This window comes from Phycicoccus sp. CSK15P-2 (assembly GCF_016888005.1).
GTDB lineage: Bacteria > Actinomycetota > Actinomycetes > Actinomycetales > Dermatophilaceae > Phycicoccus.
Genome location: NZ_JAFDVE010000026.1, coordinates 1 through 13,927, shown reverse-complemented (window position 1 = coordinate 13,927; position 13,927 = coordinate 1). Strand labels below are relative to the sequence as shown.

At 72.9% G+C, this 13,927-nt stretch carries 10 protein-coding genes; 8 read left to right on the top strand and 2 right to left on the bottom strand.

Annotated features, from left to right (window positions below; translation table 11 throughout):
• Positions 1-128: 128 nt before the first annotated feature.
• On the bottom strand, positions 129-1,799 hold the full coding sequence (locus JQN72_RS15465; RefSeq protein ID WP_204136029.1) for an ABC transporter substrate-binding protein: 1,671 nt from the start codon (positions 1,797-1,799) through the stop codon (positions 129-131).
• Between the two features lie 226 nt (positions 1,800-2,025).
• On the opposite strand from JQN72_RS15465, the gene typA reads away from it, so the two are divergent.
• From typA to JQN72_RS15435, 6 genes are all read left to right on the top strand, one after another.
• Entirely contained in the window at positions 2,026-3,921 is a 1,896-nt protein-coding gene (typA, locus tag JQN72_RS15460; protein WP_204136028.1) for a translational GTPase TypA, read from the top strand.
• 6 nt (positions 3,922-3,927) lie between these two features.
• Entirely contained in the window at positions 3,928-5,772 is a 1,845-nt protein-coding gene (locus tag JQN72_RS15455) for an ABC transporter substrate-binding protein (protein WP_307812738.1), read from the top strand.
• A complete protein-coding gene (locus JQN72_RS15450; RefSeq protein WP_307812736.1) occupies positions 5,769-6,647 on the top strand; it encodes a PIG-L family deacetylase in 879 nt (292 codons plus the stop codon). Before JQN72_RS15455 ends, JQN72_RS15450 begins: the two co-directional genes overlap by 4 nt.
• A complete protein-coding gene (locus JQN72_RS15445) occupies positions 6,644-7,135 on the top strand; it encodes a flavin reductase family protein (protein WP_307812734.1) in 492 nt (163 codons plus the stop codon). Before JQN72_RS15450 ends, JQN72_RS15445 begins: the two co-directional genes overlap by 4 nt.
• Complete coding sequence (locus JQN72_RS15440; protein ID WP_204136027.1) at positions 7,132-8,859, top strand: VanW family protein; 1,728 nt, start codon at positions 7,132-7,134, stop codon at positions 8,857-8,859. Before JQN72_RS15445 ends, JQN72_RS15440 begins: the two co-directional genes overlap by 4 nt.
• A 64-nt stretch (positions 8,860-8,923) precedes the next feature.
• Complete coding sequence (locus JQN72_RS15435) at positions 8,924-11,542, top strand: hypothetical protein (RefSeq protein WP_204136026.1); 2,619 nt, start codon at positions 8,924-8,926, stop codon at positions 11,540-11,542.
• Here JQN72_RS15435 and JQN72_RS15430 read toward each other — a convergent pair.
• Entirely contained in the window at positions 11,529-12,308 is a 780-nt protein-coding gene (locus JQN72_RS15430) for a GNAT family N-acetyltransferase (RefSeq protein ID WP_204136025.1), read from the bottom strand. The two genes, JQN72_RS15435 and JQN72_RS15430, sit on opposite strands and share 14 nt — an antisense overlap.
• A gap of 21 nt (positions 12,309-12,329) precedes the next feature.
• Here JQN72_RS15430 and fdxA point away from each other — a divergent pair, with 21 nt between their 5' ends.
• Positions 12,330-12,656 carry a ferredoxin gene (gene fdxA, locus JQN72_RS15425; protein WP_204136024.1) on the top strand — a complete coding sequence of 109 codons (327 nt, stop codon included), beginning with the start codon at positions 12,330-12,332 and terminating at the stop codon, positions 12,654-12,656.
• Between the two features lie 5 nt (positions 12,657-12,661).
• Positions 12,662-13,810, top strand: coding sequence for a succinyldiaminopimelate transaminase (dapC, locus tag JQN72_RS15420; RefSeq protein ID WP_204136023.1), 1,149 nt, complete (start codon positions 12,662-12,664; stop codon positions 13,808-13,810).
• Positions 13,811-13,927: the final 117 nt, after the last annotated feature.

Here is a 13,927-nt window from a genome sequence, read left to right as displayed (position 1 = left end):
TTTTGGGGCGCCCCCCGGGGGGGGGGGGCGGGGGGGGGGGGGGTGGGGGGGCCCCCCCCCCCCCCGGGGGGGGGGGGCCCCCCCCCGACGATATCCGTACGGTCAGGCGGGGCCGCCGGCCCCGGGTGTCACTTCCCGACCGTGACGGTGTCGAACGTCTCGGCCGTCAGCGGGCTCGCGGTGAGCCCCTCGACCTTGCCGCTCGTCACGAGCGCGGGCGGGGAGTGGCTGACCGGGATGCCCGGCAGGTACTCCTCGGCGATGCGCTTGTTGATGTCCTGGTACGCGGCCTCGCGCTCGCCCTCGTCGACGACGGCGTCGGCGTCCTTGAGGTCGGTGGCCAGGGTCGAGCCCCACGGCATGACACTCGTGTGGAAGTCGTTGCCCTTGAGGTCGCTGAAGAACGTGCCGAGGAAGTTGTCCGCGGCGTTGTAGTCACCGGTCCAGCCGAGCAGCCACGCGTCGTAGGCGCCGTTGGCGGACACGTCGTCGAGGTATCCGCCGTTCCACGGCTTGCTCACCTGGTCGACCTTGATGCCGACGGCCTCGAGGTCCTTGGCGAACGCGGCGTGGATCTTCTGGGGGTCCGGCATGTAGGGCCGCGAGACCTCGGTCGGGAAGGCGAACGTCAGGGTCATGCCCTCGGCGCCGGCCTCCTGGAGGAGCTGCTTGGCCTTCTCCGGGTCGTACGGGTACGGCTGGAGCTCGGAGTTGTAGCCCGCGACCGCCTCCGGGATGAACTGCGAGGCCACCTGGGCGCCCTCCGGCAGCTGGGTCTTGACCATCTGCTCGCGGTTGAGGGCGTAGGCGATGGCCTGGCGCACCTTGAGGTCCTTGAGCTTCGGGTTCTTCTCCGGGTTCAGACCCATGTAGAGGATGTTGAACGCCGGGCGGATCTCGACGGTGTTGCCGGCGTCCTCGAGACCCTTCCAGTCGACCGGGTTCGGCAGGTCGTAGCCGTCGATCGACCCGGCCTGGAGCTCCTGGCGGCGGGTGCTCTCGTCCGGGATGATCTTGAAGACGAGGTTCTTCGTCTTCGGCTGCTCGCCGTAGTAGCTCTCGTTCGCGACGAGCGTGACGGTCTTGTTGGCCTCGTCGTAGCCCTGGAGCTTGTACGGGCCGATGCCGACCGGGTTCATCGAGTAGTCCGGGTAGGTGAAGCCCTCACCCTGGGCCTGGACGTTGTTCGCGTCGCCCTCCTCGAGCGCCTTCGGCGACTGGATGGAGAACGAGTCGAGCGAGAGGATCGTCGGGAAGCTCGACGTGTTGCGGGTGACGTTGATGACGGCGTGCGTGTCGTCCTGGGCCTCGCACGACTCGTACAGCGAGCCGTCCGGGTCGTCGCTGAACGTGCCGAAGAAGTACGTCCAGTACTCGGCGGCCTGCTGGCCGGCGCCCTTCTGGTTGTACATCCGGTCCAGGTTGTAGCAGACGGCTTCGGCGTCGAACGGCTCGCCGTCGGAGAACGTGACGCCCTGCCGCAGGGTGAACGTCCAGCTCAGGCCGTCCTCCGACGGCTCCCAGCTCTCGGCGAGCTCGGGCTGGACGTCCGCGGTGCCGGGCTTGATCCCCAGCAGGCCGGAGTGGATCTGCCGGGTGACGCGGAACGTCTCGCCGTCGGTGGCGTACAGGGGGTCGAAGAGCTCGGGGGCCCCTGCCGCGCCGAAGGTGAAGGTGTCCTTGACGTCGCTGCTGCCGGCGTCCCCGTTGTCGGAGTCACGCTCGGACTCGGCGCACGCGGACATGCTCAGGGCGGCCACCGTCACCAGGACGAGTGGCGCCGTGCGCTTGAGTGTCATCAGAGAGAACCTCGCTTGGGTGTGCGAACGCTCGAACCCCCGGGTCGGACGTTCGAGATGACGGACAGGAGCGACGACGCCCCGTCCGCGGATGCGGTGGACCCTAGTGCCATTTGGCGCTCGCACAACGGCCGGATGCCAGTGGTTATCCAAGTGATATGCAACGCCGCGCCGGTCGCGCCGGGCCGATTCGGTACCCGAGGGAATCCCTGAGAGACTGGAAGGCATGCCTGCCTCCCACCGCGACGACCTCCGCAACGTCGCCATCGTCGCCCACGTCGACCACGGGAAGACGACCCTCGTCGACAAGATGCTGTGGCAGTCCGGGGCGTTCGGCGAGCACGACCACGTCGACGAGCGGGCGATGGACAGCGGCGACCTCGAGCGCGAGAAGGGCATCACGATCCTCGCGAAGAACACCGCGGTCCGCTATGCGGGGCCCGCGGCCGTGGACGCCGGGCTCGAGCACGGGATGACGATCAACATCATCGACACCCCCGGTCACGCCGACTTCGGCGGCGAGGTCGAGCGGGGGCTCTCGATGGTCGACGGTGTCGTCCTCCTCGTCGACGCCTCCGAGGGCCCGCTGCCGCAGACCCGCTTCGTGCTCCGCAAGGCCCTCCAGGCGCGGATGCCCGTCGTGCTGTGCGTCAACAAGGTCGACCGGCCCGACGCCCGCATCGGCGAGGTCGTCGACGAGGTCTACGAGCTCTTCATGGACCTCCTCGACGACGCCGGCGCGCACGAGGACCAGCTCGAGTTCCCCATCGTCTACGCCTCGGCCAAGGCGGGCCGGGCCTCCGTCGAGCGCCCCGCCGACGGCGGCCTGCCCGCCGACGAGGACCTCGAGCCGCTGTTCCGCACGATCCTCGAGACCATCCCGGCGCCGGTGTACGACGAGGACGCGCCGCTGCAGGCCCACGTCACCAACCTCGACGCGTCCAACTTCCTCGGTCGCCTCGCGCTGCTCCGGGTCAAGAACGGGGTGCTGCGCAAGGGCCAGCAGGTCGCGTGGTGCCGCAGGGACGGCTCGGTCCAGGCCGTCAAGGTCACCGAGCTGCTCATGACCGAGGCCCTCGAGCGCAAGCCCGCCGAGCAGGCCGGTCCCGGCGACATCGTCGCCGTCGCGGGCATCCCCGAGATCACCATCGGCGAGACGCTCGCCGACCTCGACGACCCGCGTCCGCTGCCGCTCATCACGGTCGACGAGCCGGCCATCTCGATGACGATCGGCACGAACACCTCCCCGATGGCGGGCAAGGTGCGCGGCGCCAAGGTCACCGCCCGGCTCGTCAAGGAGCGGCTCGACCGCGAGCTCGTCGGCAACGTCTCGATGCGGGTGCTGCCCACGGAGCGCCCGGATGCCTGGGAGGTGCAGGGCCGCGGCGAGCTGGCCCTGGCCATCCTCGTCGAGCAGATGCGCCGCGAGAGCTACGAGCTCACCGTCGGCAAGCCCGAGGTCGTCACCCGCGAGGTCGACGGCAGGACCCAGGAGCCCGTCGAGCGGCTCACCATCGACACGCCCGAGGAGTACCTCGGCGCGATCACCCAGCTGCTGGCCGCCCGCAAGGGCCGGATGGAGCAGATGACCAACCACGGCACCGGCTGGGTCCGGATGGAGTTCCTCGTGCCCTCGCGCGGGCTCATCGGCTTCCGCACCCAGTTCCTCACCGAGACCCGGGGCACCGGCATCGCGCACCACGTCTTCGAGGGGTACGAGCCGTGGTTCGGCGAGATCTCGACGCGGGTCAGCGGCTCCCTCGTCGCCGACCGCGCCGGGGCGGCGACGTCCTACGCGATGATGAACCTCCAGGAGCGCGGCGTCCTGTTCATCCCGCCGACCACCGAGGTCTACGAGGGGATGGTCGTCGGCGAGAACTCGCGGGCCGACGACATGGACGTCAACATCACCAAGGAGAAGAAGCTCACCAACGTGCGGTCCTCGACGGCCGACGTCCTCGAGCGTCTCGCGCCGCCGCGCGTCCTCTCCCTCGAGCAGTCGCTCGAGTTCTGCCGCGAGGACGAGTGCGTCGAGGTGACACCGGAGGCGGTGCGCATCCGCAAGGTGGAGCTGGACCAGACCCTGCGCGCCCGGGCAGCGGCGCGCGCGAGGAGGAGCTGAGACCCGGTGCCCCCGGAGCACGTCGACCCCACTCCCACCCCGACCCGCGCCCAGCGGCGTCGGGCCACCCGTCGGCGGCGCCCGCTGCGGCTCGTGCTCGTCGTCGGCGTCGTGGTCGCTGCGCTCGTCGCCGGTGGTGCCTTCGCCCTGAGCCGGCGCACGCCCGACCTCCAGCCGGAGACGATGCCGACCTCGGCTGTCGGTGACCGCGTGGAGGCCCGCGGCGGCACGATCCACGCGCTGTCGCTCGGGCCCGTCGCCACGTGGGACCCGCAGCGGATGTCGTCCCGGTCCGACATGGCGTTCGCGGGACGGGTGTTCGCCCGCACCCTCACGGCGTACGCGCCCGACACCGACCCGGACGCCCAGGCGACCGTCGTCGGGGACCTCGCCACCGACACCGGCACCCCCAGCGAGGACCTCAAGACCTGGAGCTTCACCCTCCGCGACGACGTCACGTGGGCGGACGGGTCGCCGCTGGCCTGCGAGGACATCGCGTACGGCATCTCCCGCAGCTTCGCCGCGGAGGAGGTCACCGGGGGTCCGACCGACGCCCTCGCGGCGCTCGCCATCCCGCGCAACCCCGACGGCTCCAGCACCTACAGCGGCCCGTACGCCACGGGTGGCGACGCGGCGAAGGCGCAGGAGGCGTTCGACAAGTCCGTCGCGTGCGACGACCGCACGATCACGTTCACGCTGAGCACTCCCATCGGGGACTTCGACGAGATGGTGACCCAGCCGGCGTTCGGGCCCTACAAGAAGGACGCCGACCGGCGCGCCGAGGGCACCTTCGACGTCCAGTCCACGGGGCCCTACACGATCCAGGGCACGTGGGAGGAGGGCCGCGGGGGCGTGTTCGTGCGTAACCCGTACTGGTCCGCCGCCTCCGACCCGGTCCGCGCCGCCCTCCCGGACGAGATCCGCTACCAGGAGGGACTGGACACCCAGACCGTCGCCCAGCAGGTCATGGCCGACAACGACACCGGCCGGATGTCGGTGTCCCTCGGGTCGGCCCCTCCCGCCATCCAGCAGCACATCACCGCCGTGCAGAGCCTCGTCGAGCGGTCGGTCAACCCCCGGACCGGGATCGTGGACTACCTCGTCCCGAACACCCGCAAGGGCGTCTTCCGCGACGAGCGGCTGCGGCAGGCCCTGGCGGCCGCGACGAACCGCGACGCGTACGTGACGGCGATCGGCGGGGCGACCTCGGCCGAGCCCACCCGCTCGCTCATCCCGAGGTCGCTCCCCGCCGCCCACGACGAGGACCCGATCGGCGCGGGCACGCGCGGGGACGTCGAGCGCACTGCGCAGATGCTCGCCGACGCGGGCGTGGAGACCCCCGTGCCCTTCACCATCGCCTATCGCTCCGACCCCACGTCGGACAAGGCGATGGCCGCGCTCGTGGCGGGCTGGCAGCAGGCGGGGTTCGCGCCCGAGGTCGAGCCGGTCACCGACGACTACTTCTCGACGATCTCCGACCCCGGTGCCGTCGACGAGATCGACGTCTTCTGGTCGAACTGGGCGCCCGCGTGGGCCTCGGCCTCGACCATCCTGCCGCCGCTGTTCGACAGCTCGATCAACCTCACCGACGCCGGGCCGGGCCGGGACTACGGGTACTTCGAGGACCCGGACCTCGACGAGCGGATGACCAAGACCCTCGCGGTCCCCGACCGTGCCGAACGCGAGCGGGCCTGGGCCGACATCGACCGCGAGCTCCTCGAGCGGGGTGGCTACATCGGCCTGGCCGAGCGGCGGGCGCTGTACATCGCGGGATCGGACGTGCGCAACCTCTCCGCCAACGCGGTGCTCGGCGGGGTCGTGGAGTTCGCCGACATCGCGGTGACCCCGTGAGGGGCCTGCTCGACGACGTCCCCCTCGGTGGCCGGCGGCCATGTCTGCTGTTCGTGCACGCCCACCCCGACGACGAGACGCTGACCACGGGGGTGTCGGTCGCGCACCACGTCGCGCAGGGTGCCGACGTCCACGTCCTCACCTGCACCTTGGGCGAGGAGGGCGAGGTCATCCCGACCGAGCTCGCCGCCCTCGAGGGTGACGGGCCCGCGCTCGCCGAGCACCGCCGGGGCGAGCTCGCGGCGGCGGCCGCCGCCCTCGGCGCCACCCACCACCTCCTCGGGGCGGACCGTCCCGGCGATCCGCCGGCCTTCCGCGACTCCGGGATGGCCGGGTCCGCCGCGGCCGCCCACCCGAGGGCCTTCGCCGGGGTCCCGCTCGAGGAGGCGGCGGACGCCGTCCGTGCGGTCGTCGAGCGCGTCCGGCCCGACGTCGTCGTCTCCTACGACGCCGGTGGAGGCTACGGCCACCCCGACCACGTGCGCGCCGCGGCCGCGACGCGCCACGCGGTGGCGGCCCTCCCGAAGGGCTGCCGGCCGGTGCTCCACGGCGTCCTCGTGCCCGCGACCTGGGCCGAGGAGGACCGGCAGTGGCTCGTGCGACACGTGCCGGAGGACGGCGAATGGACCGTCCCGGGGGCGGGCACCACGTACGCTGCCAACGTCGTGCCGGACGAGGTCGTGACGACCGCCGTCGTCGACCACGGCGTGCTGGCGGCCCAGGTGCAGGCTCTACGGGCCCATCACACGCAGGTCGTCGTCGGGGACGGGTGGTACGCCCTGTCCAACCGGTTCGTCTTCCGGCTGGCCGGCCGGGAGGGCTTCGCGCGGCTCGACCCGACCACCGGGAGTCCCGTCCCCGAAGGAGCAGCGTGACCGACCTCGACCCCGCTCGGTTCAGGCAGGCCATGGGCCGCCTGGTCCAGGGCGTCAGCGTGCTCACGACGCACTGCGAGGGCCACGACCACGCGATGACGGCCGACACGGTGACGTCGGTGTCCCTCGAGCCCCTTCTCGTCCTCGCCTGTGTCGAGACCGAGAGCCGCTTCCACGACGCCGTCCTCGAGTGCGGCCTGTGGGGCGTCAACGTCCTCGCCGCGGACCAGCGGCCGCTCTCGGAGTGGTTCGCCACGCGCGGCAGGCCGCTGCACGGCCAGCTCGACCGCGCGCCGTTCCGCCGCGGGGAGGAGACCGGCGTCGCGCTGCTCGAGGGCGCCCTCATGCACCTCGAGGTGCGCACGACGGACGCCCACCCGGCGGGCGACCACGTCATCGTCGTCGGGGAGGTCCTCTCGCTCGACATCCCCGACACCGTCGGACCCGCCCTCGTCCACTACCGCGGCCGCTACGGGAGCATCGCATGAGCAACCTGCTCGACCACGTGTCCTGGGAGGAGCCGAGCTGGGAGGAGCCGGCGCCGGGCACGCGCCGCTGGCCCGTCCTGCTCCTCGGTGCGGTCACCGTGCTCGCGCTGCTCTACGCGGGTGCGGCGTGGGCGCTGGGAGACCGCGTCCCCCGGGGCACCACGGTCGCCGGGGTCGAGGTCGGAGGCCAGTCCGCGCAGGAGGCCCGGGCCACCCTCGACGGCGCCCTCGGCGTCAAGGCGGGCCGCACGCTGACCCTCACCTCGACGGCCGGGAGGGTCGAGGTCGACCCCGGGGAGGCGGGCCTCGCCGTGGACGTCCCGGGCACTGTCGACCGTCTCACCGGGTTCAGCCTGGCGCCCGCGGCCCTGTGGCGTCACCTCCTGGGTGGCGGCGAGGAGCCCGCGGCCCTCACCGTGGACGAAGGCGCCTTCGACCGGGCCCTCGAGGCGGCGCGGGGTGAGCTCGACGCCGAGCCCACGGAAGGCTCGCTGTCGCTCGAGGGCGGCACGCTCGCCTACACCGAGCCGGTCCGGGGGACCACGACCGACGTCGACGGCACCCTCGCCGCGGTCCGGCGCTGGTGGCCCGGCCAGTCGACCGTCGAGGTCGACGCCGAGGAGATCCTGCCCAGGACGACCGCGGCCGAGTTCCAGCGGGTCCGTGACGACTTCGTCGCGGTCGCGATGTCGGGCCCGGTCACGGTCGAGGCGGGCGGCACGTCCTTCGAGGTGCCGCCCACCGACTTCGCCGCCGCGATCGACCTCACCCCGGCCGAGGACGGCACGATCACCCCCCGTGCCGACGACGAGAAGCTCCGGGCGGTCGTGCACGCGGCCGCCGAGGAGGCCGGGGCCGAGAAGAAGCCGAAGGACGCCGTCGTCACCTTCTCGGGCCGCAAGCCCACCGTGAAGCCGCACGTCCCGGGGGTGGCCCTCGACGACGCCTCGATCTCGGCGGCCGTGTGGCAGGCGATCTCCACTTCGGAGCGCACCGCGACGGTGACGACCGAGGAGGCCGAGCCCGAGTTCACGACGGAGGTCGCGAAGGCGACGCTTCCGAAGGAGGAGGTCTCGAGCTTCACCACCTACTTCCAGGCCGGGCAGGCGCGGGTGAAGAACATCAAGCGCGCGGCCTCCGTGCTCAACGGCACGTACATCAAGCCCGGCCAGCAGTTCAGCATGAACGGCATCCTCGGCGAGCGGACGAAGGAGAAGGGGTACGTCGAGGCGGGGATCATCCGCAACGGCCGGCTCGCCGACAGCGTCGGCGGGGGCATCTCCCAGGTCTCGACGACGATCTTCAACGCCTCGTTCTTCGCCGGCGTGCAGCTCGACGCCTGGCAGGCGCACTCCTTCTACATCTCGCGCTACCCGGAGGGCCGCGAGGCGACGATCTCGTGGCCGAACCTGCACAACAAGTGGACCAACACCCTCGACGGCGGGATCCTCGTCGAGGTCGAGACCACCGACACCTCCGTCACCGTCACGTACGTGGGTCGCAAGAAGTACGACGTCGAGGCGACGAAGAGCGACCGCTACAACGTCGTCCAGCCGAAGAAGATCACCGACGACAGCCCCAGCTGCAAGCCGCAGAACCCGGTGCCGGGGTTCGCCGTCGACATCGGGCGGGTCATCCGGCAGGGCGGCAAGGTCGTCCAGAAGCAGTCCTTCACGACGCGATACCAGCCCGAGGACGACGTCACCTGTTCCAACCCGTCCTGACCACAACCGTATTGCTGGTACCTTCTCCTCGGACACGGTCGGGGAACCACGGGTAGGAGGACGGATGAAGCGCGCCCGCTTCGCCGTCCTCGCTGCGCTCCTGGCCCTGCTCGGTCTCGCCCCGTCCCCGGCCGGCGCGACCGTTCCGCCCGCCGGCACGACGGCCGCGGCGGCCCCGGTGTCGCTGACGACGCCGACCGGTGCGGAGCCCGCACCCGGTTCGTACCGGGCGGTCTCCCCGGAGCGGCTCGTCGACACCCGCCTCACGGGCCGGCGGCTCTCCCCGGGCGGCTCGCTGCCCGTCGAGGTGCTCGGCGCCCACGGCGTCCCGGCCACGGGGGTCGGCGCGGTCCAGCTCAACGTCACGTCCACGGGCGCGAGCCGGTCGAGCCACCTCACCGTGTACCCCTCGGGCGTCTCCCGGCCCACGACGTCCTCGCTCAACGACGTGCCGGGCGTGCCGGTCGCGAACACCGTCACCGTCCGGCCGGGGGCCGACGGCCGGGTCGTCGTCGCCAACGCCGGGGGTGCCGTCGACGTCGTCGTCGACCTCGTCGGCTGGTGGGTCGACGCGCCGACCGGGGCCCCCGGGCTGCACTCGATCGTGCCGGTCCGGGTGTACGACAGCCGGGTCGCCGGCCGCGCCGTCACCCCCACTCCCACCACCGTGACCGTCGTGGGGCGGACGGTGCCCCGCTCCGCACGGGCGGTCGTCGCCAACCTCACGACGGTCGGCGCCCGCGCCACCGGCCTGCCGCTCCTGTCGTGGGCGGCCGGCAGCCGGCGCCCCGGGACGTCCAACGGCAACACCATCCGCGGCCAGGCGGTGGCGACGCAGGTCGTCGTCGGGGTCGGGGACCTCGGCCGGATCTCCCTGGCCGTGGGCTCCCTGTCCTCGCACGTCGTCGTCGACGTCGTCGGCTACCTCGACGGCCCCGGGGCCACCGACGGACGGGTGGCGTCGCTCGCCCCCGTCCGGCTCCTCGACACCCGGGTCACCGGGTCGCCGCTCGCGCACAACCAGCGCATCGTGCAGCCCGTTGCCGGGAAGGGCGGGGCACCGGCCGACGCCTCGGCCGCCCTCGTGACCATCACCTCCGTCCCCGGGCCCACGGCAGGCGGCTACCTCACGGCCTTCGCCCACGGCGAACCCAAGCCCGGTACCTCGGACGTCAACGCCCGCAAGGACGCCCCGGTCGCGCGCCAGGTCGTCGTGGCCCTCGGCGTCGACGGTGCCCTGTGGCTCGCGCGCACCGGCGGTGTCGGTCACGTGGTCGTCGACCTCGTCGGCTACGTGAGCGCCGTGCCGAAGCCCCGCGTCGAGCCGCCGTCCCCGGTGGTGCTGCGGTCCGGTCTGCCCGGCACCGCGCGCGGTGACGCGGCCGCCGGGCTGCTCGGGAACGCCGTGCGCTACGGGCTGGGCCCGTGGTGGCAGAAGACCGCGCCCGCGCTGCTCGCGCGGCCGATGGACGCCGCGGCCCAGCAGGACCGCACCGACGCCGTCCGGCGGCTGTCGATGGAGGCGCTGGCCGTCTCCACGGCGCTCGCCACCGGCACGTACGACCCGGCCGACGCGGGGATGTCCCGCGCCGATGCGCGGGACGTCGTGGGGACGGTCGTCGACACCGTGGCGTGCCGGCACCGGGCCACCGTCGTCGGTGGCTGGGGCCGTACCTGGCAGAGCCCGCTGTGGTCCTCGCTCGCCGCCCGGGCCGCGTGGCTGTCCTGGGACGACCTCTCCGAGGGGTCCCGGACGTGCGTGCGTGACATGGTCCTCATGGAGGCCGACTTCTCGGCGACCCAGACGCCGCGCTACCTGACCGACCCGCTGGGCCGGACGCTTCGACCCGGCAACACCGGCGCCGAGGAGAACTCGTGGACCGCCCTCGCACCGGCGGTCGCGCTCGCGATGGTGCCGACCGCGGAGCAGCGTGACGAGTGGCGCTCGGCCCAGGTGCGGCTGCTCGCCGCGTCGTGGGTCCAGCAGCAACATCTGGCGGCGAACCCGGTCGTCGACGGCGTCCGGCTCCGCGACCTCGTCGACGGTGTCAACGTCGAGGCCGACGGCAGCGTCCTCAACCACGACCGGATCGCGCCGGACTACTCGACGAACCTGTACCAGAACGTCGACGCGCTCCTGCTCGCCGGGCTGTCCGGGCGGCAGGCGCCGCAGGCGTCGATGCTGGGGCTCGGCGAGGTCTACGAGGCGCTGTCCGCGAACGTGTACGACGTCTCCTTCGGGTTCTCCGACCCCGGGGGCACGGTGTACCGGGCACCCGAGGACAGCCTCCTCGTCTACTACCCGCAGGGCTGCGACTGGGGCACCGGCCAGGCCCTGCCGTACGCGCTCGTCGACGTCCAGGCCGAGGTCTTCGGCTTCGGGGGCGGCGTCGGCATGGTCGCGGACGCCACCCGCGCCGCCGACCGGCACCTGGCCCGCGCCGCGGCGATGCAGGAACGGTCCACCGACGGCCGCTCGTACGTCGACCGGGTCGAGTACACCTACGTCGGTCGGGAGGAGCACACCGCGCAGCTCGCGGCGCAGCTCGTGCTCTCGCTCGTCATCCAGGAGTCCGGGGTGGCCGGCGACCTCGTCGAGCCGCAGCGTCTTGCGCCGGTCGAGGCCGAGCAGCTCGAGCCGGCGCCGGCGCCGGTCGACGAGCGCCTCGTCATGGAGAAGTGAGCGTCACGTAGTCATGGTGCGGCACGAACCCGTGCCGCCGGTACGTCGCCAGCGCAGCAGTGTTGTCGGTGTCCGTCTGCAGGTGCAGCGAGCGGACGTCCGCCGTGCACGCGCTGCGGGCCAACGCACCGAGCACGGCCGTCGCGAGACCCCTGCGCCGGGCCCGGTGATCGGTCCACATCGCCGCGAGGCCGCCCCATCCGTCGGCCAGGCCGAGCCGGCCGACCGCGAGGAGGCCCTCGGTCCCCTCGACGGCGGCGAACACCTGCGCCGGTGATCCGGTGAGCACGACCCGGGCGACCTCCGGGGCCTCCCGGTAGCCGCGGTACGCCTCGAGCCAGGCGTCGGTGAGGTCGGAGGTGACCCGGACCGCGACGTCGCCCGGCGCCGAGGCGGCACTGCGGGCGACGGTGTCCGCGGCCGCCGTGAGGCATGTCGTGGCGACCCGGGGGACGTAGCCACGGTCGAGCAGGACCTGCCCCACCGGGTGCTCGTCCGGGCGAAGGCCGACCGGGCCGGCGACGGTGACCCGGGCGGGCAGGGACCGTTCGGCGTACCAGGACTCCACCGCGTCGAGCGCGGCGCCGAGCGGGCGGTGCGGGTCCCCGGCCGTCATGACCGAGTTCGCCCGCTGGGTGAAACCACCGGTGGCCCGCAACAGCCAGCCGCCGAGCGGCGCGGTCTCGGCCGCGGGCCACGCGCCCACCATGACCCGTTCGAGCTCGTCGACGGTGGGGGGCGGTAGGCCGGGCGTCGGCGGCAGCATGGCGTGAATAGTATGGGCGCCATGACGTACGTGATCGCACAGCCCTGTGTCGACCTCAAGGACAAGGCGTGCATCGAGGAGTGCCCCGTCGACTGCATCTACGAGGGTGAGCGGAGTCTGTACATCCACCCGGACGAGTGCGTCGACTGTGGTGCGTGTGAGCCGGTCTGCCCGGTCGAGGCGATCTACTACGAGGACGACGTCCCCGACCAGTGGGCCGACTACTACAAGGCCAACGTCGAGTTCTTCGACGACCTCGGCAGCCCGGGCGGGGCCGCGAAGCTGGGCGTCATCGCCAAGGACCACCCGATCATCGCCGACCTGCCCCCGCAGGAGCACGACGAGTGACGTAGGTGCTCACCCTTCCCGACTTCCCCTGGGACTCGCTCGCTCCCGCCAAGGAGCGGGCGAGCGCCTTTTCCGACCCCGGTCTCGACGGTCCGGCGGGAGAGGGGATCGTCGACCTCTCGGTGGGCACACCCGTCGACCCCACGCCCGGGCTCGTCCGGCGGGCCCTCGCCGACGCCGCGGACGCCCCGGGGTACCCGCAGACCTACGGCACCCCGGACCTGCGGGAGGCCGTCGCCGCCTGGTTCGGCCGCCGTCGCGGCGTGCCGGGCCTCGACCCCTCCGGCGTGCTGCCCACGGTCGGCTCCAAAGAGCTCGTCGCGTGGCTGCCGACGCTGCTCGGGCTCGGCCCGGGCGACGTCGTCGTCTTCCCGCGCGTCGCCTACCCCACGTACGACGTCGGTGCCCGGCTCGCCCGAGCCGAGCCGACGGCCGCGGACGCGCTCACCACGCTCGGCCCGCTCACCCCGGCCTCGACGCCGCGGCTGCTGTGGCTCAACACGCCGAGCAACCCGACGGGCAAGGTGCTCGGGGTCGAGCACCTGCGCAAGGTCGTCCGCTGGGCACGCGAGCACGGGGTCGTCGTGGCCTCCGACGAGTGCTACGCCGAGCTCGACTGGAGGGCGAGGCCCGAGGGCTCCGACGAGCCGCCGACGACGCCGTCGGTGCTCGACCCTCGGGTGTGCGACGGGTCGACCGAGGGGCTGCTCTGCGTCTACTCGCTGTCCAAGCAGTCGAACCTCGCCGGGTACCGGGCGGCGTTCGTCGCTGGCGACCCGGTGGTCGTCCGGCGTCTGCTCGAGGTGCGCAAGCATGCCGGGATGATCGTGCCGTGGCCGGTGCAGCGGGCGCTCGTCGCCGCGCTCGGGGACGACGCCCACGTCGCGGACCAGAAGGCGCGCTACGCCGCGCGGCGTGCGGTGCTGCGTCCGGCGCTCGAGGCCTTCGGGCTGCGCGTCGACGACTCCGAGGCCGGTCTCTACCTGTGGGCCACGGCGGGGGAGCCGGGCCGCGCGACGCTCGAGCGGCTCGCCGACCGCGGGATCCTCGTGGCCCCGGGCGACTTCTACGGCGCGGAGGGCCGGGATCACGTCAGGGTCGCGCTCACGGCGACCGACGAGCGCGTCGCGGCGGCCGCCCGCCGCCTCGGCTGATATGTAGCGGTTTCCTGTCAAGTGGGCAGGGTGAGGCGCCGCCGGGCTGGGTGCTCGGCGGCGCCTCGTTGTTCACGCGGCGGGTGTCCGGGGCGGCGTGTCGTGTGCGACGTGCGG

What these genes read in the sequence shown, in the direction of transcription:
- JQN72_RS15465 (WP_204136029.1), bottom strand. Translation starts at nt 1,799, where the DNA reads ATGACACTCAAGCGCACGGCGCCACTCGTCCTGGTGACGGTGGCCGCC.
- typA (WP_204136028.1), top strand. Translation starts at nt 2,026, where the DNA reads ATGCCTGCCTCCCACCGCGACGACCTCCGCAACGTCGCCATCGTCGCC.
- JQN72_RS15440 (WP_204136027.1), top strand. Translation starts at nt 7,132, where the DNA reads ATGAGCAACCTGCTCGACCACGTGTCCTGGGAGGAGCCGAGCTGGGAG.
- JQN72_RS15435 (WP_204136026.1), top strand. Translation starts at nt 8,924, where the DNA reads ATGAAGCGCGCCCGCTTCGCCGTCCTCGCTGCGCTCCTGGCCCTGCTC.
- JQN72_RS15430 (WP_204136025.1), bottom strand. Translation starts at nt 12,308, where the DNA reads ATGCTGCCGCCGACGCCCGGCCTACCGCCCCCCACCGTCGACGAGCTC.
- fdxA (WP_204136024.1), top strand. Translation starts at nt 12,330, where the DNA reads ATGACGTACGTGATCGCACAGCCCTGTGTCGACCTCAAGGACAAGGCG.